This is a genomic window from Kitasatospora sp. NPDC097643 (assembly GCF_040302625.1).
In the GTDB taxonomy this organism is placed as follows: Bacteria; Actinomycetota; Actinomycetes; order Streptomycetales; family Streptomycetaceae; genus Kitasatospora.
Genome location: NZ_JBEOSA010000014.1, coordinates 1 through 23,515, shown reverse-complemented (window position 1 = coordinate 23,515; position 23,515 = coordinate 1). Strand labels below are relative to the sequence as shown.

Genomic DNA, 23,515 nt, shown 5'->3' with positions numbered 1-23,515 from the left:
GTCGGCCGTGGATGATCAAGCATGCTGTCCGGATGCTGATCGATCACTGGCCGCTGCACGGCCTGCGCGTCCGAACGGCCCGCCTGGAGCTGCGACTTCCGTCCGAGGACGAACTCGCGGAGGTCGCCGAGGTCGCCGCGCGGGGCGTGCACGCGCCGGACGTCAGGCCGTTCCTCGTCCCCTGGGGCGAGCTGCCGCCCGCCGAGCGCGCCCGGCACGTGCTCCAGCTGCACTGGAAGCGGCTCGGTCGGTGGACCCCGCAGGACTGGGCGCTGAACCTGGTGGTGTTCCTCGACGGGCGGCCGGTGGGCATTCAGGACGTGCGGGCCAAGGAGTTCGGCGTCCGGCGCGAGATCGTCTCCGGCTCCTGGCTCGGCCTGGAGCACCACGGCCGGGGCATCGGCACCGAGATGCGCGTAGGCATGCTGCACCTGGTCTTCGCCGGGCTCGGCGCCGAGTCGGCGACCTCGATGTCGTTCACGGACAACCTCTCCTCGCTGACCGTCTCCCGCCGGCTCGGCTACCAGCCCGACGGCATCACCCGGGACGTCCTCGACGGCAAGGTGGTGGAGTCCCAGCGGCTGCGGCTCTCCCGATCGGACTGGGAGTCGCGGGAGCGCCCGCCCGTCACGGTGACCGGGCTGGCCGGCTATGCGGAGCTGTTCGGGATCGACCCCGGCGCCAGCTGAGTATTTGTACGGGGCTGAGTACTTGTACGGATAGGAAGCGGCCCGCCCATCGCCATAGCCTCCCTGGTGATCGAAGAACGTGTGAGCAGGGAGAATGAATCCGTGGGCCGTCCCAACGTCGGTGCCCGACGCCTCCGCGTCGCCGCCGTGGCGCTCTGCCTGCCGCTCGTCCTCGGCGGGTGCATGTCCTGGAACGATCCCAACTCGCCGTTGCCGGTCAGGGCCCGCGAGGACACCCAGGGCTGGGCCCGGCAGCTGACCGAGTCGATGGCCCGGACCGCCGGTGTCACCCTCGACCCCGGCAGTGCGGAGCCGGAATTCGAGGACTGCGTCGGCGAGAAGGGCGAGGTCGCCACGGACGGCCGGTACACGATGTCGTACGCGGTCTACAGCTCCGCGCCGCTGGACCAGCACCCCGAGGCCGTCCGCAGGATCCGCGCGATGCTCGAACAGCAGAAGTACACGATCAAGGGCTACCGGGAGACCGTGGACGGCAAGGTGGCCGCCCTGATGGACGCCTACCAGCCCTCGGACCGCGACCTGGTCAGCGTCGAGACCACCGTCGGGGGGAAGTTCCTGCTCTTCCGGATCGGCACCCGCTGCCTGATGCCTCCGACTCCTCAGTAGATCAGTAGAACTGCCGCAGCCTCGGCCACAGTTGGGACCAGGGCGCGGTGGTGCCGGTGCAGATCAGGATCGGTGTGTGCTGTTCCTCGTTGCCGACGTCCGCGCCGTTGTCGACCCGGGCGACGACCCGGCAGCCGGTGAACTCCCGTTCCACGGCCGGGTACTTGTCGGGGTGGACGAGCAGGACCGGCCCGTCGGCGGAGTCCGGCGGCGGGCCCCAGTCGGCGAAGCTCATGTGGCCGGAGTAGGGGGCGGGCAGGCCGAGGCCGGGGCCGTACTCGGCGAGGGCGCCGGCCTCGCCGTAGTTGGTGGCGAAGACGACGGTGCGGGACCGGAGTTCGGGCGGGACCGCCCGCCAGCCGTCGGCGGCGGCCGCCGCCAGCCGGGGCCAGCCGAACTGCTCGCCCTGCTCGCGGTAGATCCAGTTGACGGTGGGGATGAGCCGGGGCGGCAGCACGGGCAGGGTGATGACCAGGTTGAGGGCGGCGCCGAAGGCCAGCCAGGCCGCGAACCCGCGCCGCCGCTGCGGGGTCCAGGCCCGTCGCACCACCGGCTCGCAGCCGGCCGCGGTCAGGACCAGCAGCAGCGGCAGCGCGTAGTACGGCTTGCCGCCGCTCGCCAGCACCAGCAGGCAGAGCAGCGGGTAGGCGTAGCCGAAGGCGCGGGCCCAGCGCAGCGCCGGGTCGTCCCGCAGGCGGCGGAACCCGGCCAGCCAGATCGAGACCAGGACGGGCGAGAGGTAGAGGATCTGCATCGGGACGAACATCAGCCGGTTGTCCAGGCCGTCCTGGTCGGAGATGCCGCCCGCGACGGTCAGCTCCGGCCAGCCGTGCGCGGCCTGCCACCACAGGTTCGGTGCCGCGATGACGGAGGCCAGCAGCAGCCCGGCCACCGGCCACCAGCCGCGCAGGACCTGCCGCGGGCCGGTGTACAGCACGGCCGGGACGAGCGCGGCGCCGAGCAGCAGCACCAGGTCCTTGTTCTGCAGGCCGATCCCGGCGCAGGCGCCGACGACCGGCCACCAGCGCCCCTCGCCGGTCCGCAGCAGGCGCAGCGCGGCCAGGCAGACCGCCAGCCAGATCAGCACGTCGACGGTGCTGGTCAGCAGCAGGTGCCCGACCGCCAGGACGTACGCCGACAGCGCCGCGGCGCAGGCGGCGAGCAGTTGCCCGGCCCGTCCGGAGCCGAACTCCCGGGCCAGCAGCGCCACCAGGACGATGCCGGCGGCGGTGAGCAGGGCGGGGATCACGCGCAGCGCGGTCGGTCCGTCCCCGAAGAGCGTCGAGACGCGCGCCAACAGCGGTGTCAGCGGCGGCTGGTCGACGTAGCCCCAGTCCAGGTGCTGCGCGGCGACCCGGAAGTAGAGCTCGTCCCGATGGAACCCGTACCGCCCCGACAGCAGGAGCAGCACCGCGGCGACCCCGCCGGCCACCCCCGCGACCGGGCGCACCGCGAACGCCGGCAGCGCCATGACCGGGTCGGTCCCCGGCTCATCCCCCCGAACGGCCATGGCCCGAGTCTGGCAGCCGCCATGGCATACGGGAAGGGGCGGGGAGACGCGTCACGTCGGGCGGTGGTCCGGGCCAGCGTTCAACTGACGTTCGCCGAACGCACTGTCCAATGTGGTTCTGAAGTCCCGTCCCATCTGCGACTCTCCTGGGCGTTTCTCGGAGCCCAGGAGGCCTCAATGTCACACCTTTCGCGTAGAACGGTCCTTCGGACCGGTACGGCGGCCGGCGCGCTCGCCGCGCTGCCCGCGTCTACCCTGCTGTGGACGCAGCCGGCGCTGGCCGGCACCCCCGGCCCGGAGCAGATCCACCTCCAGTGGGGCAACGAGCCGTCCCGCGAGATGACGGTCTCCTGGGCGACCGGCGCCTCCGTCAGCCGCCCCCGGGTCCGGATCGGCACGCCGCGCGGCGGCGCCGGGCACACCGTGGACGCGGAGACCCGCTCGTACGTGGACGGGCTCAACAAGGTCGAGACGTACACCCACCACGTGCGCCTGGACGGCCTGCGGCCGGACACCACGTACGTCTACGAGGTGCTGCACGACGGCGCCGAGCCGGTGCGCGGCACCTTCAGGACGGCGCCGAAGCGCGGCCGGGCGGCGTTCCGCTTCACCAGCTTCGGTGACCTGGGCACCGGCGACAACGTGTTCAAGAAGTCCTCGATCCACGGCGCCGCGGCCGTGCGCCAGGTGGAGCAGTTCGCCCCGCTGTTCCACCTGCTGAACGGCGACCTCGCGTACGCCAACAACAACCCGCAGCTCCAGCCGCAGGCCTGGAACGCGTTCATGAACAACCTGTCGAAGTCCGCCGCGAACCGCCCGTGGATGCCCGCGCCCGGCAACCACGAGGTGGAGGCCGGCGGCGGGGACCTCGGGTACGCCTCCTACCTGACCCGCTTCGAGCTGCCCGACAACGGCACCCGCGACTACTGCGGCAACTGGTACAGCTTCCAGGTCGGTTCGGTGCTGTTCGTGAGCCTGGACGGCAACGACATCGTGGTCGAGGACGACGCCAGCCTCGACCCGGCCACCGGCCAGTCCATCTACATCAGCGACTACAGCGAGGGCGCCCAGCTGCGCTGGCTGGAGCGGGTGCTGTCGCGGGCCCGGCGCGGCCGCTCGGTGGACTGGATCGTCGCCAACATGCACCAGTTCGCGATGTCCTCCTCCTCCGCCAGCCACGGCGGCGACATGGGCATCCGCGAGAAGCTGCTGCCGCTGCTCGACCGCTACTCCGTCGACCTGGTGCTGGCCGGCCACGACCACGACTACGAGCGCACCCACCCGGTCCGCGGCACCGCCCCGGGCGGCCTGCTCACCCCGGCGGTGGCCGACGACGACCTGAAGCAGATCGACACCTCGCAGGGCACCGTCCACCTGATCCTCGGCGGCGGCGGCACCGCCGGCCACGACGACGTCTACCTGCCCGCCGACGGCGACGGCGTGCGCGAGGCCTTCGTGCGCACCCAGCGGCTCACCTTCAAGGCCGACCCGGACGCCAAGGAGAAGGCCCACTGGTCGGCGGTGACGGACCCGGACACCAAGTACCCCTACGGCGTCGCGGTCTTCGACGTCGACCCGGGTCTGGTCCCCGGCGGCCGCACCACCATCACCGTCAGCTACTACCACTCGGTGCCGGCTACCGCCGCCAACCCGTACCCGACGCCGGTGCTGTTCGACCGCTTCACCCTGTTCCGCGACCGCAGCGACGGCTGGGGCGACGACGAGGACAACGACGAGGACAACGACGCCAAGGTGGCCGCCGGCCGTCGGTAACGCGTCGCATTCTTGAGGGCCCGCCGCGCTCGCGGCGGGCCCTCTCGTGCCCCTCAGGCGGCTTCGGCCCGGTCCAACACGGCGGCACCCGGCTGCGCGAGCCAGACCAGGCGCACGGTGACCCCCGGCGGCCTCGCGAAATGACGCACGGCCCGCTCCGGCGACGCGAGCGTGATCCGCGCCCGCCCGTCCACGCCGATCACATACGTCGGGCCGTCGTTGTCGACGAGCCCCCAGGCCACGACCCACCCATCGGCGTCTTCATGGCCTTCGTCGCACACCTGGACGACGGCGAACAGCCGGGGCGCGGTGTCGAGCACCAGCCCGCACAGCTCCTGGTCGAAGGCCCCGGACGGCGGCTTCTGAGGCGTGATCGGGCAGGGGTTTGGCGAGGGCGCAGCAGTCATGGAAGTCTCCTACGTGAACGGGAGTTGGGCGCCGCGCTGCCGTCACCACAGGCAGCGGTCGCACCTGACGCAGAATCAAAAGTAGCTAGTCGGTAGTATGTAGTCCACCGCCATTGGGGAATCCATTGCGCCACCACTCCAAAGGGTGAACGGCGCCGGCCACGGCGAGCGAGGGAAGGGAGCAGCGGATGCCGCCCAGCAAGACTCCACCGAGCATCCGGCAGCGGCGACTCGGTACGGAGTTGCGTCGGCTGCGAGAGCAGGCAGGGCTGTCGGTCACGCGGGCCGGTGAACTGCACGGCACCCCGCAGTCCCGGATCAGCAACATCGAATCCGGCGGATATCCGGTGAGCGCGGACCGGGTGCGGACCCTGGCCCGTCTCTACGGTTGCACGGATGACGCCCTGATCGAGGCGCTGACCCACATGACCGGCGGCCGCACGCGGGGCTGGTGGGAGGAGTACCGCGAGATCCTCCCGGCCGGAGCACTCGACCTGGCGGAGGTCGAGCACCATTCGCAAGCGATGCGGATCGCCACGGTGATCCACATCCCAGGTCTTCTCCAGACCCCTGAGCACGCTCGCGCGCTCTTCCGGGATGTAGTCCCACCCTTGTCGCCGCCCGAAGTGGAACACCTTGTTTCTCATCGCATCAAGCGACAGGCGGTGCTGTACGGCGAGCAGCCGTGCCCGCTGTCGGCCGTCGTCCATGAGGCCGCCTTGCGCATGGGCTTCGGTGGTCCAGAGGTTGCCCGTGATCAGCTGGAATACCTACTCACCATGAGCGAGTTCCCTCACATCGACCTGCGAGTAATCCCGTTCGGCACCGGTAGCTACCCCAGCTCCGGCGCCGGGATCGTGTACTTCGCCGCAGAGGTCGCACGGTTGGACAGCGTGCAGGTCGACGGGGACCGGTACGACTTCATTGACACCGAGCCGCAGCTGATCAAGTATCGAGCCGTGTTGGACCGGCTGGAGGCGAGCGCGCTCAAGCCTGAGGCGTCCCGCGACCTCATCCGCCGTATCGCCCAGGGCATTTGAGATGGGAACAATCATGGCCGTTCAGAGCTGGCAGAAGTCGTCGTTCAGCGGCGACACCGCCAACTGCATCTACCTCGCCGCAGCCTCCGACGGCAGCATCAAGCTCCGCGAGAGCGATGACCCCGACATCGTCATCACCACATCGCTCGACGGTCTCCGCACATTCCTCCTCGGCGTCAAGGCAGGAGAGTTCGACCACCTGACGAGGTAATTCGCCCCTTCATCAGCGCTGACGGCTCAGCCGAGGTAGGGGTAGGTGCCAGCGAGGTAGTCGCCGATCTGCTGGCGCATGCTGGGGTGGATGCCGGCCTTACGTAATGTTGACGCATCGGTTCCAGCCTCTCACTTGAGAGGCTGGAACCGTGTGGATAGCGAAGAGCGCCCCATCCGGTGGTCGGATGGGGTGCTCTTCGGGACAGTCCTACCGGTTCTTCACATCTTGCGGACTATTGCCGGACGAATGGCTCTTGATCAGCGTCCACGCCAATCATCGTCAGCCACTCCCCGTCCTGCTTCTTGGAGTACTGGAAATACCTCTCACACTTCAGATCGCCCGCAACGGAGGCCAGTTGGACGACCGCACCGCTTCCGGCGTCCTCCTGACTTCCGTACTTCCACGTGCCGGTAAATTTCACCGTCGTTGATGACTTCTGTCCACGGCACATGGCGGGAAGCAGACTCACCTCCCCGAGCTTGCCGCCTTCCAGGAACTGGATCGAAGCTACGGTCGTCTTCCAGGCCCCGATGACAGCCGGGACAGGCTCCTCCGCCACCGTGCACGAAGCCGCCAGCGGCAAAGTGCACGCAAGAGAAACGGTCAGGACCCGCAGCCCTTCCGGAGCGCGTCCCCGGTCCAACCTCAAGAACCTAATCACCCGATACCAGTCTTCAATGAGGCGGTGTCCCTCGCTGCTTGAAGGAGGGGCACCGATCCGGCGAGCTATCTGTCAGTACTGAACCATGACCCGAAAATTCAGGCCTCCAGGTAGATGGCAATAGTGGATCGCATGAACTTTCCAGCCATTGCGCCTTCGGGGTTGAATGGAATATCTGCGAACTTCACCACGGCCCGTCGACCAACGCGGAATAGGCTTGATGGCACTTGAGAGTAGAACTCTTCACGAGTTCCATCATCGGTCAAAACCGTGAAGTCCAAGTCGCCAGCCTCCCCTTCAAGCGATTCGATAAGTCCCGAGAATATCTTTACTTGGCCGCCCTTATCGTCGTCCTTGTTTAGTGACGAGCCGCCTCCAATCATATATGGCTCGCCCGTATCCATCGCAAGTGTGAGTCCAATCGAATCCAGTGTTGCACGTGCCACGCCTAGTTCGGAGAGGTGGCAGTAGATCAACCTCATCAATGTGCTCATTTACCTACCATTGAAGGATTGCGCCATTTGTGTCGGCTCGTACCGCTCCGGGGGTTTCCCAAGGATCCAGTACGTCCCGTTTGGCCTCCTTCAGGCCTTCCTTCCATCCATGTCGCACCTCACTCGCCGTCAGAGACGCCGCACAGATTCATCAGTTTCGGTCACTGACTGCTCCAACATGCGGGAGGATGTTTCCGCGGAAATCCTGCCAGCGATCTCGATCTCAACCAAGTACTGGCCGTACCGGAGCCAGGAATACCGTCGATCACCCCCGCCATCGTCCGAGCGGAGGCAGAAGTATCGCTGATCATCCGCTTCCGGATTGGCATCCGACCTGATTTGACCGATCTCCCCATACTGGGCGTATCGTTTTTCCGGAGATCCATCTCGAAAGGCCAGCCACGCCCATGTTGGAGAATCAAACTCCATGACCGTCTGGATGAATGTTCCTGTCAAGGGGTCTGAATTGTCCTGCTGGAACAATCGTTCCACGCGGCTTTTCAGTCCACGCATGTAGGGCGCACCGGGGTCCTTGTCTGGCTTTCGCTCCCATGGCACTGCCGTCGGCGGAGCCTGGAGCAGCAGCTCCGCGCCTCGACCGCGCGGCTGCCACTGAGTAGCGAGTGGCAAGTTCCAGAGCGAGACTCCGATGAGGATTATCATTCCCAGCCCAACCGCAAGGGCGCGTCCGAGGCGAGACTTCGGCATGAACCGCTTCACTTCAGATCCTTCATCGGCATTTCAGGATTTGAAGTCAGGCCAACCATGGCATTGTGCAACTGGCCTTGCGTGAGGTTTGCATCGTAGTGATCATATAGGTCAATACCAAGCTGCATCGTAATGTGGTCACCTCGATCATCAACCCCCACAAGCCAGCCGCCGCCGAGGTTGACCGTGACCTTGCCGGGGTTGCGGTGGATCAGCTGGTTGCCGTCGGCGTCGTAGACGTAGCTGGTGGTGGCGCCGCCTTGGGTGAGGGTGGCGAGCTTGCCTTCGACGTCCACGCCGACTGGTGAACCAAGCGCAGCTCGGGTAGTTGGGGCCCTCTGCTGGCGCCCTCTTCGCCTCAGCTTGGTCTTCATCCGTGCGCGGCGCGGGTGAAGATCAAGCTCAGTCGGCCGCCGGGGTCGGCTCCGCGCTGCGCGAGAGGCGCCAGATCTGCTCTTCCCCCGTGGCGGCCGGGGTGAGGCGTTCGGCGGGGCGGCGGAGGTGGACGGTGAAGCCGAGGCGGGCGGGGACGGCGGCGCTGCGGTGGTTGCCGGGGTCGTGCCAGATCTCGACGTGGTCGACGCCGGGGAGTCGGAAGGCCTGGGCGGTCATGGCGCGGGTGGCCCGGGTGACGAGGCCGCGGCCGGTGGCGCCGGGGTGTAGCCAGTAGCCGATCTCGCGTACGTCGGGCCCGGATTCCTCGCGCCGGTAGAGGCTGGCGGCGCCGACCATCCGGCCGTCCTGGACGATCAGGTAGGTGTAGCTGTCGCCGCGCTCCCATTTTTCGTCGCGGGTGGCGACGAACTCGGCGGCTGCGGCCGGGGTGTGGTCGGCGATCCAGGACATCCAGGGCCGTACGTGTTCGGCGGACTCCTCGATCAGCCGGAGGAACTCCGGGTAGTCCGCCTCGCCCCGGAAGCGCCTCAGGGTGAGGCCGCCGTCGAGCTCGATCACGTGCAGTGGGAGGTCCATCCTGTGATCATCGGACAGACCGTTCGCACGCGCAAAGCACTTTTGGGAGCAGCGGGCGCGCACCGGGGTCCGCGGCGGGCGATCAGGTGCGGTCGGGGAAGACGCGGGCGAGGTGGTAGTGCAGGACGGCGGTCGCCTCGTCCGCCGTGCGCTGGTTGAGCAGGACGCTGAGGCCGAGGCCGGCGGAGACGGCGAGGAGGACGACGGCTTCCTGGCGGGGGTCGAGGTGGGGGTCGGCGTCGCCGGCCTGTTGGGCGGCGGTCAGCTGGGCGACCAGGAAGGAGTCCATCTCGTCGGGCGCTGCGAGGAAGGGCTGTCCGGCGAGGGCGGGGTCGGTGACGGAGAGCACGGCGTACTCGGTGTAGACGAGGTGGAACGTGCGGCTCTCCTCGTCGGTGGGGACGGCTTCCACCAGCACCGCCTCGATGATGCCGCGGGGATCGGTGGTGCTGCCCGCCGCGCGGACGCGGTGCTGGATGCGCTCTCCCATGCGGAGGGCGAGGCGGGTCATGGCGGCGAGGAGCAGCTGTTCCTTGGTGTCGAAGTAGTACTGCACGAGGCGCACGGAGACGCCCGCCTCGATCGCCACGGAGCGCATGGTGACGGAGTGCAGGCCGCTGCTCGCCGCCGAGCGGAGCAGGGCGTCGATGATGTGGGCGCGCCGCTCCTCGTGATCCACCAGCTTCGGCATCGGGTTCCTTCCGGATGTTTTTGTGGTACAACCGTACCATCAAATCTGGGAGGGATCATGACCAGGACCAGCGTCGGACACTTCGTCAGCGAGGAAGCGCGGACGAGGTTCCTGGCGGCGTACGACCGGGCGATGGGGCTGTGGCCGAGTCCGCGCCGGGAGCTCGATGTCGAGACGACTTACGGCACCGTCCACGTTCACCACTACGGGCCCACGACCGGTGAGCCGATCGTGCTGCTGCACGGTCACGCCGGGCATCCGTCCAACTGGTACCCGCAGGTCGCCGCCCTGGGTGAGCGCCACCCGGTGTACGCCGTCGACACCCTGGACGACCCCGGCCGTAGCGTCCAACGCGCCGTCGCGGCGGGGTCGGCGGAGAACGCGGCCTGGCTGGGGGAGGTGCTCGCCGGTCTGGGGCTGGAGCGGGTGCACCTGGTCGGGCTCTCGTACGGGGGCTGGCTGGCCCTCAACCAGGCCATCCACGCGCCCGATCGCCTCGCCTCGGTCGCGCCGCTGGACCCGGGCGGGATCGAGAAGGTGCCGGCTCGCTTCTACCTCAGCATGATCGGCGGCCTGTTCGGCATGTTGGCCCCGCGCTCGCTGCGCCCGGCGGTCGGTCGGTTGCTCGCCAACCCGGCGCTGAGCGCACCGCCCGAGATGATCGCGCCGCTGATGCTCGGCATGCGCAGCTACAAGCCAGGCAGCCGCCCGCCGGCCCGGCCGTTCACGGACGAGGAGTTGGCGTCGATCCGGCTGCCTGCGTTGGTGCTGGTGGGCAGGCGCAGCGCGCTGCTGCGGCCACGCCAGGTGGTGGCGCGGGTGACGGCGCTGATTCCGGGGGTGCGGGCGGAGATCCTCGAACGGGCGGGCCACGGGCTGAACTTGGAGCAGCCGGAGCTTGTCAACGAACGGCTGTTGAGCTTCATCAACGATGTCGGGCGGGAGTAGCAGGCTGTGTAGTCCGGCCGAGCCCTGCACCAAGCCACTGTCTCCGGCGGGCGGACCGGGTGCATGCCCGTCGTAGGGCGGGGCCCAGAAGCGAAGGTGCGGCCCGGATGGTCATGCCATCCGGGCCGCACCTTCGAGCAAGCGTCAGCGAGGGGAGCCGTGGCGAAGATCCACGAACGCGCCCGCCAGCCCGCCGAGCGTGACGGCGGGTACGATCGCCGCCCAGGGCTGGCCCGCCAGCACTCCTGAGGTCATCACCAGGACGACGACGGTCGAGGCGACCGTCCAGGCCTGAGCCGATCGAGGCAGCAGCGGTAGCGGCTTACCGTTCCGTCGCCGTCGAGTCCACTTGACCGCGAGCAGGATCACCGCAGCCGCAAGGAGCGGCGGCACCATCACGTGCGCGGAACCTCCCATGGCATTCGCCCTTCTGGACGGCTGGTTGCAGTACGCACGACTGTACTCGTAGGCCTGGAAGGTCGGAATCCTGATGGGGGAAAGGGAGCAGCAGGTGGCGTAGTCCGGATGCTCAGGCGGCGGCGAGCAACTGGGACGCGGCGCGGGCCTCGTCGTAGCGGCGCAGCACCAGGTGGGCGACGGTGGGGTGGGCGCCCAGGGGGGTGGTGGTCCAGGTGGCGGGGGTGGTGGTGGCGCGGCGGCCGAAGAAGCCGGGGGAGAGGAGGTAGGTGGCGAGGGCGACGCGGATGTGGTGGCCGGTGCCGAGGAGGAGGGGGACCAGGATCGGTTGCCAGTAGGCCAGTTGGGTGGAGCGGGGCGCTGTCGGCAGCGAAGGTGAGTTTCTGGTTGGCGCCGTGCCAGCAGTTGCGGATGCGCAGGTTAGTGCGCCCCTCCCCCCAACAGCGCGCCTGACGGCGGACCTGCCAGACTCAAGGGCCGCGCGCACGCCTGCGCTACGGGCCTGCCGCTTTGAAGGCCTATCGAGCACACACATCCTGAAAGGCCGTGGCCTTCCCGAGGAGAAACTGGGGAAGGCCACGGCGGGCAGGGTCCCAATGACCCGTGCGGTGCTGGTTCTCAGGCCACCTGGGCCCGGATGAGCCAGCGCTGGTTGGGGTTGCCCGTACAGCCCCAGACCCCCAGCGTGGTGCCGTTGGCGTCCGCCCAGCCGGGCAGTTCGAGGCACTTGTCGGAGATCGGGTTGTAGAGCGTTCCGTCATAGCGGCGGACCCAGGTCTGGGCGTCGTCGTTGGCGCAGGCCTGGAATGAGACCTTGGTTCCGTTGCCCGCCGGCTTGTCGTTGGTGGTGATGCAGCGGTCCGTGCCCGCGATCTTGATCTTGTTGTCGGTGGTCAGGGTGAAGTGCTGCGAGTCACCGTTCCAGCAGTTGTAGAGGGCCGCTGTGGTGCCGATGGTCCCGCCCCAGTTGTCGATGCACTTGTTGGTGTTGTAGACGCTGTGGATCTGGACGCTGGAGCCGGCCGTCGCGAGGGTGTTGGCCTGCTGGTCGGTGAACGCGTACGGGTAGACGCGGACGTCGCTGACCGCGCCGTTGAGCCGGCTGTCGGGTCCGGGGTAGCGGGTGGTGGTCTCGCCGCCGACGTTCAGGCTGCCGGTCGCCTTCCAACTCGCCATGACCTTCGTGGCTCCTGCCGCCCGGCCGTTGACGTACAGCGTGGCGATCTGGGTGTCCTTGTCGAAGGTGCCGACGAGGTGGGTCCAGGCGCCGATCTGCGGCTGTTCGTTGTCCACGGCCGCGTAGTAGGCGCTCGGGTGGATCTGGTCCGACGAGGACAGATTGAAGGCCCACCTGCCGTACGCGGCGCTGTACTGCAGGTAGAACGGGCTGCGCTCGTTGCCGGCCAGGGAGACGGCCGTCTGGTAGCCGTTGGTGTTGTTGATCTTGACCCAGGCTGCGACGGTGTAGCTCTGCGTGGTGTCGATGTCGGCCGGGTTGGTCGTGCGGTAGAGGGTGTTGCCGTCCAGGACGGTGGCCTTGCCCGCTGCACCGTTGTGGTCGGTGGTGCGGGTGAACGCGTTCGGGTAGAGCGCGTTGGAGGCGTTGCTGTCGACGGCGGTGGTGCCGTCGAGCGCCCACCAGAGCGGGTTCACGGAGGTGTCCGCTGCCGGGGTCGGCCCGGCCTGCCAGGTGAAGGCGGCGTTGGGGCTGCCGGGGTTGGTGGTGGCTCCCCACCAGATGTCGATCTGGCCGTTGCCTCGCCTGCCCCAGAGTCCGGGCGCGCCGTTGCCGGTGAGGTCGCCGTCGGAGCCGAGGACCGGCCAGGTCTCCGGGGGGACGGAGCCGATGGTGATCGGGCTGGAGATCTGGGTCAGCGTGGGGGAGGTCAGGACGTTCCCGCTGCTGTCCTTGACGGGCCTTCCGTTGCCGTCGGTGGACGGTACGGTGCCGGTGCTGAAGGTGTAGGCGAGGAGGGCGCCCTTCCCGCCGTCCGCGGCCGATTCGAGGTTGCGCGTCCACAGACCGGGGTGACCCTGCTTGGCCCAGTCCCCGGGGGTGATCAGCTCCTTGTCCTTCCACCCGGAGGGAGCCAGCTGGATGGGCTTGCCCAGGGTGTTGCTGGAGGTCGCCGGGTAGTACCAAAGGGCCGCGTCGGTGCCGTTGTTGGTGCTCTCGATGGTGAGCAGACCAGTCTTGTTCTTGAACTGCAGCCGGTAGTCGAGGTCGGTGTTGACCGGGTCGCCGAGCGCGGCCACGCGAAGGGTATTGGACCAGTCGACGGCGTTGTAACCGGCCGTGGTGAGCCACGAGCAGTCCTCGGTGGCGGTCGTGGCGCATTTCGGCTTTCCGATCACCGCCTTCGAGTCGACCCGGCCGTAGTAGCCGGTGTTGCCCGGGTTCCCGTAGAGGTACAGGTCCTTGCTGCCGGGAGCGTGCGCGATGATGTCGTCGATGTTGTTGCCACCGGTCAGCGTGCCGCGGTGGGCGAACTGGATGTTGCCCCAGCCCTGGCCGGTGGGCGAGTCCTCACGCTTGGCGACGAGGGAGACGGCAGGGCTCTTCGCGAGCGGGTTGCCCGCCACGGTGTAGGCGCGCAGGTCGCCGGCCTGGTCGGGTGTGACGAGGTCGGGCGCGCCGTCGCCGGTGACGTCGCCGAAGACCGGCGGCGGGCCGTCCGGGTTCCACGGGACGTAGAACGCGTACTGGGCCACCGGCGAGACGTTGCGGGCGTTGTCCATCACCTGTAGGTACACGATGTTGGTGCCCCAGCGGCCGGGAAGGACGCTGACGCCGCCCTGTGGGAGGGACGATCCGCACTGCCACTGGGCACCGGAGAGCTGCGGGTCCCAGGACCAGCGGGCACACATGACACCGGAGGCGGTGCCGCCGTTCGGGGCGGTGTCGGTGGCGGTGAACGGGACGATGCCCCACTCCCAGGACTTCTTCCTGGTCACCTGGCCGTTGCCGGACGGCGGGAAGTGATCGGCGAGGGAGGCCTCGGGAAGCGTGGTGTACACGTCGGGGACGGTGACGCTCGGGGGCGTCAGGTCGACACCGAACCGGCATGCGGGGGCGAACCCGGAGGAGGTGTAGTTGTCCGTCGCGACAGAACCCCAGCCGTAGACGTGGCCGTCCTTGATCACGTCGGACCGGACCTGGAAGGCCGCGTTGCCGCCGTTGCCCACCTCACCCGACTGGCCGGAGTCGACGACCGGGACGCCCGGGAGGCTGTAGTCCCAGATCTTCGACCAGGAGTAGAGGGAGTTCTGGACCGGGCTGTGCACGGTCGCGTTGAGGGTCACGGCGCCGTTGAAGTTGGTGCCCGCGCTGAGCCAGCCGATCGAGGATCCGTCGCAGCCCTGGGCCTCGGCCCAGGGTGACGCCGTGCCCGGTGGCGGCCAGACGTAGGTGTTGGTCGGGGTGTCGGGGGCGCGGTCGTACTCGACGACGACGGCGGGGTTGTACGTCAGGCGTTTGAACGCCATCCGGTCGACCTCGTTGCCGCCGAACACACCGAAGGTAAGGTTCGCGTGGGTGGCGGCGCGGTCCCGGTAGACCGCCGTCACGTCGTACTTGAACTCGCGGTTGTCGTAGCAGCCTTGCCCGCCGGAGCCGGCGACGTCGTCGCGGCCGATCCGGTCACCCACCACGACGGGCGGGTTGTCCCAGGTGGTCTGGTTGTCGATCGGTCCGGTGAAGTAGAGGTCCACCGGGTAGGTGGTGGTGCAGGAGAAGTCCGAGGACTCGTACTCCCAGACCGACATGGTGGCCTTGTTGATGACCGTGCCGGCGAAGCCCTGGGTGTCGATCTGGTAGTAGGAGCGCTCGATGCCCTTCTTGACCTGGTAGCCCTGGTACCCGATGCCGGGGCGGGCGTACTGGTCGCCGGAGGCGGTGGTCCTCCCGAAGTTCGCCGTGGACGAGTAGGCCTGCTGGGTCCAGGTCCAGGCGTTGCCGCTGCGGGAGTCGTAGATCCATCCGGGGTCGATGAACCAGGGGCCCTGGCCCTTGCCGAGGACGGACTCGTCGGTGGTCAGTTCGACGGCGCTGTCGGACGCGGTGGCATGCATGGTGGCGACATTGGCGGTGGCGCCCGGCCCGTCAGCGGTGCTCCTGCGGGCGGACTTCTGCGGCGTGGCGGTGGCGTCGTCGTCGGTCTGCTGGGCCGGCGCGGCCAGCGCCACCTTCGGCGCCGGCGTCGGCGTCGGCGCGCTGCCGGAGCTGTCCCACATCTGAGGTGCCGGGGCGTGCCAGCGGACGGCGCCGTCCTTGGTGCTGGCGGTGAGGTTGCTGGCGGCGTCGGCCTTCACCGTGACGCCCTTGGCGCTGGTGCCGAAACGGATCTTCTTGAGGCTCGGGTTCTTGGCGGCTTCGGCGGTCTTGACGATCAGGACGGTGCTGAGGCCGCCGAACTTGTCGGCGGTGACCTTGAGGTCCACGCCCGGAGCGACGTCGGGGTAGACCAGGCCGTCGCCGTCCTCGTCGACGGACGGCTTGGTGAGTGGGAACGGCGAGTCGATGGCGAGCGTTTCGCCGTCGGGACTCGTCAGGGTGCCGAGCGGGCCGGTGCCGCCGCCCGAGAGACGGACCCCGGAGGCGGAGGCCTTGGGCCGGTAGCCACCGGCCGGATCGGCGACGAGCCTGGCGTCCAGTGCGGCCCAGCTGCCGTCGGGCTGCTTCAGGCGCTGCTGCTCGGGGTGCTGGGTGCGGGAGAGGTGACCCTCGGGGGTGGCCACCGTCTCGCTGTACTCGTCCGTCAGGGCCGGTACCGGAACGGACTTGCCGGTGGCCTTGGCCTCAGCGATCGCCTTGTCGGCAGCCGCGACCGCGGGCTTCTCCTTGACCTGCCTGGCGTCGGCGGCGGCCATGGCGGCTGTCAGGTCGGGAGGAAGCGTTCCGGGCGAGGTGGTGGGCGGGGCGGCCGTGGTGCCTGCGAACGCGGCGGGCGCTATGGAGGTCATGGCCAGGACGAGTCCGACGGCTGCGGCGGATGCGCGCGGTGACGGGAATCGCGAACGATGGCGTTCGCCGGAGCGAGCCCCGGGCGGAGCGACAGGCATGTGGTGAGGTTCCCCCCTCGAAAGTGGTGTGATCGCGCCTGGCCCCGTGAGCCGATGTGAAGGTCATGGGCAGGAGTCGCCAGCAAGCTCCCGCAGTGGCAAACCATCGGTCAACTCGATTAAGTGTTCGACTGTCCGGATTGGGGGTAAGCGAACCACTTTGGCTCTCCAGTGACATGAATCACTATCCGTTCACATGATGTAACTCCTCGACCGGATGGTGTTTGATCCCTTACTCTCCGCCACAGTCATCCGTCCACGCTCAAGTTGAGGCGTGGTTACCTATGGGGGGTAGTGGTGTCAGACCGTCGTGTTCGAATGACCTGGCTAGCGGGGAGGGGGGCTCCTCCGCCGGGGGTGAGGAGATCACGTGTTGCCGTCGTGAGCGCACTTGTTCTCCTGGGGGCACTCGTTGCTCCGGCCGCTCCGGCCCTGGCCGCGCCCTTGGCCGACAAGGACAAGGACAAGATCTGGTCGCCGCCGGGTACGCCCTTGCCGAAGACGGCGTCGGTTCCCGGCACGAACGAGAAGCCCAGGTCGGCACCGCCGAAAACGGGTTCGCCGAACTGGGTGCCGTCGAAGAGCGCTCCGCAGGTGCCGACCGGCTCGGCGGTCGCGCTGCTGGACGCGGCGCCGACGGCCGGTACGAAGGCGGCCCGCAAGGGCGCCGACGGCACGGAGGTCCAGGAGCCCGCCGCCGGCGCGTCGAAGCGTGCCGGCGAACTGCCGGTGTGGCTGGCCCCGGTCGCCCCGGACGCTGCGGCCAAGCCTTCGGCTTCCGGCGCCCCGGCAGGTGCGGACGGCGCCCCGATCAGCCCTCCCGTCAAGGTGAGCGTCGCGGACGCCAAGGCCAAAGCTGCGGCCGGTGTTCAGGGCGCCCTGATCTCACTGTCGCGCACCGAGCAGGCCGACCCGGCCAGGGTCCGCGTGGGACTGGACCTCTCCGCTGTCGGCTTCGGCGGCGATTTCGCCGAGCGGGCGCGGCTCGTCGCGCTGCCGGCCTGTTCGTTGACCACCCCCGAGGTGGCGGGCTGCCTGACCCGCACGCCGGTTCCCTCGCACTACGACGCGCGGGCGAAGAAGCTCGTCGCCGACGTCGATCTCCCCGCGGTGGGCGGCGCTCTGACGCCAGACCGTCACGCCGAGGCGAAATCCGCCGACCTCGCACCGTCCGAGGCCCCGTCCGTCGGGGCCGGTGCGTCGGCGCCGATGGTCCTGGCGGCGGAAGGCACGCCGTCGAGCGGTCTCGGCACCTACAGCGCAACCCCGCTCTCGTCCAGCCAGTCGTGGACTGCCGGCAGTTCGTCCGGGTCGTTCACCTACAGCTACTCCATCCAGTCCCCGCCGAATCTCGGCGGCACACCGCCGCAAGTGGCGCTCGGCTACGACTCCGCCTCGGTCGACGGCAAGACCTCGTCGACGAACTCGCAGGCCTCCTGGATCGGCGACGGCTGGGACCTCAGCGCGGGCTTCGTCGAGCGCTCGTACGCCGCGTGCGACAAGGCGGGGATCCCCGGCTCCGCCGACCAGTGCTGGGGTGGCGCCAACCTCACCCTCTCCCTAGGCGGGCACGCCGGTGAGCTGGTACCCGACGACCGGTCCTGCGTGGGCGGCACCGCCCAGGACGAGCAGTCCAGGTGCACCTGGCGGCTGAAGAGCGACGACGGCACCAAGGTCGAGTACCTCACCGGCGCCGCCAACGGCACCTGGAACGGCTCGTACCTCAAGGTCACCGACACCTCCGGCACCGTCTACTACTTCGGGCTCAACCACATCCCGTCCGCCTCCGGCACGCCGACCAGCACCGGACCCGAGAGCAAGTCGGCGTGGACGGTACCGGTGTACTCGCCCGCCTCGGGCGACCCCTGCTACGACGCGGCCAAGGGCAACGGCTCCTGGTGCCAGAGCGCGTGGCGCTGGAACCTCGACTACGTCGTCGACGTCCACGGCAACCTCACCACCTACACCTACGCACCGGAGACCAACTGGTACGCGCGCGGCGGCGGCCAGAACCGGGGCAGCGGCGTGAACACCGAGTACACCCGCGGTGGCACGCTCGCCTCCATCGGCTACGGCCAGCTCCTCTCCGACCAGCTCGGTGCGAACGGGACCTACCAGCCCGCCGCGAAGATCGATTTCGAGACGGGCGAGCGCTGCGTCTCGGGAGCCGCCGCGTGCGACCCCGCGCAGCGCACCTCGGCCAACGCGGCCAACTGGCCCGACGTGCCGCTCGACAAGCAGTGCGCCCAGCAGGGCACCTGCTCCAGCAACGGCCCGAGCTACTGGTCGACGAAGTGGCTGAACACCATCACCACGTCGATCCGTTCCGGCGGCTCGTACCGCCCGGTGGACCGCTACGAGCTCACGCACGTCTTCAAGACGCCGGCCAACTCCGGTGAGAACACCCAGATCCCGTGGCTGCAGACGGTCAAGCGGATCGGCAAGGACACCTTCAACGGGCAGACCGAGCAGGCCCTGCCGGAGGTCACCTTCGCCGACCTGATGCTGCCCAACCGGGTGGACGGCCTCGTCCCGGCCCGGCCGAGCTACAACCGGCCGCGCATCGAACTGATCACCCTTGAGACCGGCGGCACGATCGCCGTCGACTACTACCGCGACTCGTGCATGCGCACCACGGGTAAGATGCCGGCCGCGCCGGACAGCAACACCATGAGCTGCTACAACGTGAAGTGGTACGACACGGGCGTGGCGGCGATGGTGGACGACTGGTTCCTCCGTTACCCGGTCGCGTCGGTGACCGTCGACCCGAACTCCAACCTCATCGCGGGCGCGCCCACCAAGGTGACCTCGTACGAGTACGGCGACGCCGCGTGGCACCGCAACGACGGCCCGCTGGTGGACGAGAAGGCCCGTACCTGGGACCAGTTCCGTGGCTACGCCAACGTGACCGCGGTGACCGGCTCGGGTAAGGACGGCGTCAAGTCCAAGACGTCGAGCAGCTACCACCAGGGGATGGACGGGGACCTCAAGGCCGACGGCTCCACGCGCTCGGTGACCGTCTCCGGCCCGACCAGCGGCGCCAAGACCGACTCCGACTGGCTCTCCGGCCGCGTGCTGGAGAGTGACGTCTACGCCGACGCGGACGCATCCGCCCCCGAGACGTCCACCGTCAACACCAGCAGCGGCCCGGTCACCACGGCCACCCACAAGCGCAACGGCCTGCCGGACCTGGTCGCCCGGTACACGGCCACCAGCTTCACCACCGTTGGCACGGCGAAGACCACAACCGGTACCCGCACGACGTCGACGGTGACCACGACCGACCCCGCGAATGGCAACCGGGTCACGACCAAACTCAGCACCGCCGACGGCATACCCGACATCTGTGCCCGGAACGCCTACGCCACCGGCACCAACCCGCAGATGACCGGGCTGCTGTCGGAGGTCCTGACGGTCTCCGGCAGCAACGCCTGCACCTCGACGGCCACCGCGGACAACACTGTCTCCGGCGCCCGCACGCTCTACGACGGTGCGGCGTTCGGCAGTGCGGGCGCCAAGGGCGAGGCCACCGGCGCGCAGACGCTGGACCGCTACGACGGCTCCGGCGTCGCCCAGTTCGTGACCACCGGCGCGAGTACGTACGATGCGTACGGCCGCGCGGCCACGGTCACCGACCTGACGTCCACCGACAGCGCCAACCCGAACGGCGCCACGGTGATCACCAGCTACGGCTCGGCCAACCCGGGTGAGCTGCCCAACCAGACCGTGACCGGTACCCCGGCTCCGGCGGGCGCGCCCGACGCTGGCGCCAAGCGCAACACCACTGTTTCGCTGAACCCGGCCCGCGCCCTGCCGGTCACCACCACCGACCCGAACTCCCGCACCACCACGCAGAGCTACGACGCGCTCGGCCGGTTGAAGGCGGTCTGGACACCTGGCCGGGCCACCACCTCAAGCGCCAACTACACCTTCGACTACGAGGTCAACGGCACGGCCAGGCCGTCGGCCATCACCAGCCGCACGCTGAGGTCGAACGAGAGCTACGCCGTCTCGACGCAGATCGCGGACGGCCTCGGCCGAACGGTCCAGACCCAGTCCGACCCGGCCATCTCGGCCTACCACGGCCGGCTGGTCACCGACACGTTCTACGACTCGCAGGGCCGCGTCAACCGGGCCTTCAACACGCACTACGACGACACCTCAGGTCCGAACACGGTCCGCTTCAACGCCACCCCCGCGCTGGTCCCCAGCCAGACCTACACCGTCTTCGACGGTATGGGCCGGCCGACGAGCACGCAGTTCACCGCCCTCGGCGTGCCGCAGAACACCACCACCACCTCCTACCCCGGCGCCGACCGGGTCGACGTGACCCCGCCCGCCGGAGCCACCGCGACCAGCACCGTCACCGACGCGCGCGGCCGTACCGCCCAGCTGTGGCAGTACCGCACGCCCGACGCCACCGGCAAGCAGGCCGACGCGGACGTCACCACGTACACCTACACGCCGGGCGGCCAGGCCGCCACGCGGACGGACGCCGTCGGCAACTCCTGGAGCTACCAGTACGACCAGCGCGGCCGCCAGGTCCGAGCCGACGACCCGGACACGGGCGTGTCGACGCGGACCTACGACGGCGCCGGCCGACTGGCCACCAGCACCGACGCACGCAACCAGAGCGTGGTGTTCACCTACGACCTGCTGGGCCGCAAGACCGGCACGTACAACGGCACCGTCGCCCCCGCCAACCAGCTCACCGGCTACACCTACGACACAGTGGCGAAGGGCCAGGCTGCCAGCTCCACCCGGTACGTCGGCGGTGCGGCAGGTGCGAGCTACACCAAGGCCGTGACCGCCATGGACACCGCCTACCGGCCGACGAAGACCATCGTGTCGATCCCCGGTAGCGAGATCGGCAAGACCGGGCAGACGACCTTCGAGTACGAGGCCGTCTACGACCCGATCACCGGAGCGATGACCACCGAGTACCGCGCGGCAGCCGGAGACCTCGCCGACGAGGGGATCGGCTACAAGTACGAGGTCTACGGCCTGCTGTACAACATGGGCGGCGCCGGCGACACCTACCTCCGTCAGTCCGACTGGGACGCCTACGGGCGCAACATCCGCTCCACCGTGAACCCGTTCGGCTGGCAGATCGTCACCACCAATACCTATGACGAGTCCACCGGCCGCCTGCTGACGCAGTACGTCGACAAGCAGACGGCCACCACCGGAACCGTCCAGAACACCACCTACGCCTACAACCAGGCCGGCCAGATCACCGCGATCAGGACGATCCCGGACAACACCCCGGCCTCGACCGACCTGCAGTGCTTCAGCTACGACTACCTGGGCCGCCTCACCACTGCGTGGAGCGACACCGGCCGGCTCAACCAGCCGACGCCCTCCCTCGCGGGGCAGGGCGCCTGTGCCAACGCCACGCCCACCAGCGGGGCGGTCGCGCCGGCCAAGACCACGGTCGGCGGCAGCGCCGCCTACTGGCAGGAGTACACCTACGACCTGACCGGCAACCGTACGAAGCTGATCAACCACGACCCGGCCGGCAACACGGGCAAGGACCTGAGGATCGACCAAACCTTCCCGGCCCCCGGCACCCGCAACACGCCGACCACCGCGGCCGCCACGGGCGGCGGCACCGGCGGTCCGCACGCCCTGGCCACCGGCAAGTACACCTACGGCTGGAGCGCCGCGGCGCAGGGCACTGACGAGTACGACGCGGCTGGCAACACCACGAAGATCAACAACCCCAACGGCATCAAGATCCTCAACGCCGGATACACACTCAAGTCCGGTGAGTCCGTGCGCTCCAACGGCGCCCAGCTCACCATGCAGGCCGACGGCAACCTGGTGCTCAGCTCCCTGCGCACCGGCCAGGTCACCTGGTCGACCAACACCCAGAACCACCCGGGCGCCTGGGCCACCATGCAGGACGACGGCAACTTCGTGGTCTACGACCCGCAGCGAGTCGCACTCTGGTCCTCGCAGACCTACGTCGGCAGCGCCAGCGGCTACTTCGCGACCGTCCAGGACGACGGCAAGTTCATCGTCTACGCACCCGGCTGGAAGTCCAAGTGGTCCACCTCCACCTGGAACGCCGTCGACGCCGCCAACTCCGCCACCCTCACCTGGGACGTCGAAGGCAAGCTCGCCACCCTCACCCAAGGCGGCGCCACCACCAGCTACGTCTACGACGCCGACGGCAACCAGCTCATCCGCCGCAACCCCGGCAAGGTCACGGTCAACCTCGGCGGCGACGAACTCAGCTACGACACCGGCACCAAGACCAGCACCGGCACCCGCTACTACAACATCCCCGGCGGCATCACCCTGGTCCGCCAAGGCCCGACCAAACTCACCTACCAGTTCTCCGACCACCACGGCACCAACAGCCTCTCCATCGACCGCACCACACTCACCGAATCCCGCCGCACCCTCGACCCCTTCGGCACCCCCCGCGGCCCCGGCTCCAACACCACCCCCTGGGCCGGCGACAAGGGCTTCGTCACCGGCCTCAAGGACGACCTCACCGGCTTCACCAACCTCGGCGCCCGCCAATACCAACCCACCACCGGCCGCTTCCTCAGCGCGGACCCAATCCTGGACGCCCGGGACCCGCTCCAGTGGAACGCCTACGCCTACAGCAACAACAACCCGGTCAACCGCTCCGACCCCAACGGCCTCAAATCCGAGGAATGCGGAACGCTCTACAAGTGCGGCCCGGCGGGCACCATCACCATGAAGAACTACGAGGAGACGACGGCGGAGAGGGTTGACGACTCCGCATACAAGCGCCTCGTTTGGAGCGATCCAGGCTTCGAGGAGGAGCGAACGGAGATGAGGCGTCAGAACGGTCTCCGAGCGGGCCGCGAATACCGCGCTAAGACCAGCTACCCGTTCAAGTGGGACAAGGATGGCCTCCACCCATATGACCGGAAGTCCTCCGAGCCAGCGAGCAAGACGGAGATGGCCTACTGCGGCAATCATCCCACCGACTGCTGGGATGCGTACGACATCAAGGAAAAAGCGGTTGAACTCACGGAAGCCAACTACCCGGGTGGGCCGAGGGGGCCGAACTACCCCTACGGCCAGGGCGAGACGCCCCAGACAAATGCTTTCCGGCACACGGTCTGGCAGGCGCTACTGACGTACAAGCTGGGTGAGGAGGAGGCCTGGAACTGGGCGGACGCGCACGAGGCCTACCATGCTCGCGCCCAACAGGATGACCATCTCGCCGACCTAGTGCTCTGACCGCATACGTTCGCCGGGTTGGGGGCGTGGCGGCTTGATGCAACAGGGGGAAGCCGCCTCTGTAGGATCACGGGCCCAG

16 protein-coding genes and 1 pseudogene are annotated in these 23,515 nt (G+C 68.7%); 7 read left to right on the top strand and 10 right to left on the bottom strand.

Features of this window, described 5'->3' with window-relative positions:
* The first annotated feature begins 32 nt into the window (after window positions 1-32).
* Window positions 33-689: a GNAT family N-acetyltransferase gene (locus tag ABTY15_RS12235; protein ID WP_350580633.1), complete on the top strand. Its 657-nt coding sequence runs from the start codon at window positions 33-35 to the stop codon at window positions 687-689.
* 102 nt (window positions 690-791) lie between these two features.
* A complete protein-coding gene (locus ABTY15_RS12230; RefSeq protein ID WP_350580627.1) occupies window positions 792-1,316 on the top strand; it encodes a hypothetical protein in 525 nt (174 codons plus the stop codon).
* Window position 1,317: 1 nt separating this feature from the next.
* Here the strand turns inward: ABTY15_RS12230 and ABTY15_RS12225 are convergent, their stop codons facing one another.
* Window positions 1,318-2,826: a glycosyltransferase family 39 protein gene (locus tag ABTY15_RS12225; protein ID WP_350580624.1), complete on the bottom strand. Its 1,509-nt coding sequence runs from the start codon at window positions 2,824-2,826 to the stop codon at window positions 1,318-1,320.
* 177 nt (window positions 2,827-3,003) lie between these two features.
* Between ABTY15_RS12225 and ABTY15_RS12220 the strand changes: the two genes are divergently transcribed.
* Window positions 3,004-4,599 (top strand): purple acid phosphatase family protein, encoded by a 1,596-nt coding sequence (locus ABTY15_RS12220; RefSeq protein WP_350580612.1) that lies wholly within the window; start codon window positions 3,004-3,006, stop codon window positions 4,597-4,599.
* Window positions 4,600-4,652: 53 nt separating this feature from the next.
* On the opposite strand, the gene ABTY15_RS12215 is transcribed toward ABTY15_RS12220, so the two are convergent.
* On the bottom strand, window positions 4,653-5,006 hold the full coding sequence (locus ABTY15_RS12215; protein WP_350580609.1) for a hypothetical protein: 354 nt from the start codon (window positions 5,004-5,006) through the stop codon (window positions 4,653-4,655).
* 188 nt (window positions 5,007-5,194) lie between these two features.
* Here ABTY15_RS12215 and ABTY15_RS12210 point away from each other — a divergent pair, with 188 nt between their 5' ends.
* Window positions 5,195-6,046 (top strand): helix-turn-helix domain-containing protein, encoded by an 852-nt coding sequence (locus tag ABTY15_RS12210; RefSeq protein ID WP_350580605.1) that lies wholly within the window; start codon window positions 5,195-5,197, stop codon window positions 6,044-6,046.
* Window position 6,047: 1 nt separating this feature from the next.
* Window positions 6,048-6,257 carry a DUF397 domain-containing protein gene (locus tag ABTY15_RS12205; RefSeq protein WP_350580602.1) on the top strand — a complete coding sequence of 70 codons (210 nt, stop codon included), beginning with the start codon at window positions 6,048-6,050 and terminating at the stop codon, window positions 6,255-6,257.
* A gap of 26 nt (window positions 6,258-6,283) precedes the next feature.
* Here ABTY15_RS12205 and ABTY15_RS12200 read toward each other — a convergent pair.
* The 7 genes and pseudogenes from ABTY15_RS12200 to ABTY15_RS12170 all read right to left on the bottom strand — a co-directional run.
* Window positions 6,284-6,349, bottom strand: a pseudogene (locus ABTY15_RS12200) (NUDIX hydrolase); the annotation flags it as partial.
* A gap of 143 nt (window positions 6,350-6,492) precedes the next feature.
* Window positions 6,493-6,903: a hypothetical protein gene (locus tag ABTY15_RS12195; RefSeq protein ID WP_350580599.1), complete on the bottom strand. Its 411-nt coding sequence runs from the start codon at window positions 6,901-6,903 to the stop codon at window positions 6,493-6,495.
* 116 nt (window positions 6,904-7,019) lie between these two features.
* Complete coding sequence (locus ABTY15_RS12190; protein ID WP_350580596.1) at window positions 7,020-7,415, bottom strand: hypothetical protein; 396 nt, start codon at window positions 7,413-7,415, stop codon at window positions 7,020-7,022.
* Window positions 7,416-7,544: 129 nt separating this feature from the next.
* Window positions 7,545-8,135, bottom strand: a complete 591-nt coding sequence (locus ABTY15_RS12185; RefSeq protein ID WP_350580593.1) for a hypothetical protein — start codon at window positions 8,133-8,135, stop codon at window positions 7,545-7,547.
* Window positions 8,132-8,419 (bottom strand): hypothetical protein, encoded by a 288-nt coding sequence (locus tag ABTY15_RS12180; protein WP_350580589.1) that lies wholly within the window; start codon window positions 8,417-8,419, stop codon window positions 8,132-8,134. The genes ABTY15_RS12185 and ABTY15_RS12180 overlap by 4 nt, the downstream gene beginning before the upstream one ends.
* A 106-nt stretch (window positions 8,420-8,525) precedes the next feature.
* Entirely contained in the window at window positions 8,526-9,095 is a 570-nt protein-coding gene (locus ABTY15_RS12175; protein ID WP_350580584.1) for a GNAT family N-acetyltransferase, read from the bottom strand.
* An 82-nt stretch (window positions 9,096-9,177) separates the two neighbouring features.
* Complete coding sequence (locus ABTY15_RS12170) at window positions 9,178-9,786, bottom strand: TetR/AcrR family transcriptional regulator (RefSeq protein ID WP_350580581.1); 609 nt, start codon at window positions 9,784-9,786, stop codon at window positions 9,178-9,180.
* Between the two features lie 57 nt (window positions 9,787-9,843).
* Here ABTY15_RS12170 and ABTY15_RS12165 point away from each other — a divergent pair, with 57 nt between their 5' ends.
* The gene (locus ABTY15_RS12165) at window positions 9,844-10,734 is read left to right on the top strand and encodes an alpha/beta fold hydrolase (protein ID WP_350580579.1); all 891 of its coding nucleotides are present in this window, start codon (window positions 9,844-9,846) and stop codon (window positions 10,732-10,734) included.
* 1,035 nt (window positions 10,735-11,769) lie between these two features.
* On the opposite strand, the gene ABTY15_RS12160 is transcribed toward ABTY15_RS12165, so the two are convergent.
* Window positions 11,770-16,113 carry a LamG-like jellyroll fold domain-containing protein gene (locus tag ABTY15_RS12160; protein WP_350580577.1) on the bottom strand — a complete coding sequence of 1,448 codons (4,344 nt, stop codon included), beginning with the start codon at window positions 16,111-16,113 and terminating at the stop codon, window positions 11,770-11,772.
* Window positions 16,114-16,782: 669 nt separating this feature from the next.
* Here ABTY15_RS12160 and ABTY15_RS12155 point away from each other — a divergent pair.
* Window positions 16,783-23,436: an RHS repeat-associated core domain-containing protein gene (locus ABTY15_RS12155; RefSeq protein ID WP_350580573.1), complete on the top strand. Its 6,654-nt coding sequence runs from the start codon at window positions 16,783-16,785 to the stop codon at window positions 23,434-23,436.
* Window positions 23,437-23,515: the final 79 nt, after the last annotated feature.

What these genes read in the sequence shown, in the direction of transcription:
- ABTY15_RS12235 (WP_350580633.1), top strand. Translation starts at nt 33, where the DNA reads ATGCTGATCGATCACTGGCCGCTGCACGGCCTGCGCGTCCGAACGGCC.
- ABTY15_RS12225 (WP_350580624.1), bottom strand. Translation starts at nt 2,826, where the DNA reads ATGGCCGTTCGGGGGGATGAGCCGGGGACCGACCCGGTCATGGCGCTG.
- ABTY15_RS12220 (WP_350580612.1), top strand. Translation starts at nt 3,004, where the DNA reads ATGTCACACCTTTCGCGTAGAACGGTCCTTCGGACCGGTACGGCGGCC.
- ABTY15_RS12215 (WP_350580609.1), bottom strand. Translation starts at nt 5,006, where the DNA reads ATGACTGCTGCGCCCTCGCCAAACCCCTGCCCGATCACGCCTCAGAAG.
- ABTY15_RS12210 (WP_350580605.1), top strand. Translation starts at nt 5,195, where the DNA reads ATGCCGCCCAGCAAGACTCCACCGAGCATCCGGCAGCGGCGACTCGGT.
- ABTY15_RS12205 (WP_350580602.1), top strand. Translation starts at nt 6,048, where the DNA reads ATGGGAACAATCATGGCCGTTCAGAGCTGGCAGAAGTCGTCGTTCAGC.
- ABTY15_RS12190 (WP_350580596.1), bottom strand. Translation starts at nt 7,415, where the DNA reads ATGAGCACATTGATGAGGTTGATCTACTGCCACCTCTCCGAACTAGGC.
- ABTY15_RS12175 (WP_350580584.1), bottom strand. Translation starts at nt 9,095, where the DNA reads ATGGACCTCCCACTGCACGTGATCGAGCTCGACGGCGGCCTCACCCTG.
- ABTY15_RS12170 (WP_350580581.1), bottom strand. Translation starts at nt 9,786, where the DNA reads ATGCCGAAGCTGGTGGATCACGAGGAGCGGCGCGCCCACATCATCGAC.
- ABTY15_RS12165 (WP_350580579.1), top strand. Translation starts at nt 9,844, where the DNA reads ATGACCAGGACCAGCGTCGGACACTTCGTCAGCGAGGAAGCGCGGACG.
- ABTY15_RS12160 (WP_350580577.1), bottom strand. Translation starts at nt 16,113, where the DNA reads ATGACCTCCATAGCGCCCGCCGCGTTCGCAGGCACCACGGCCGCCCCG.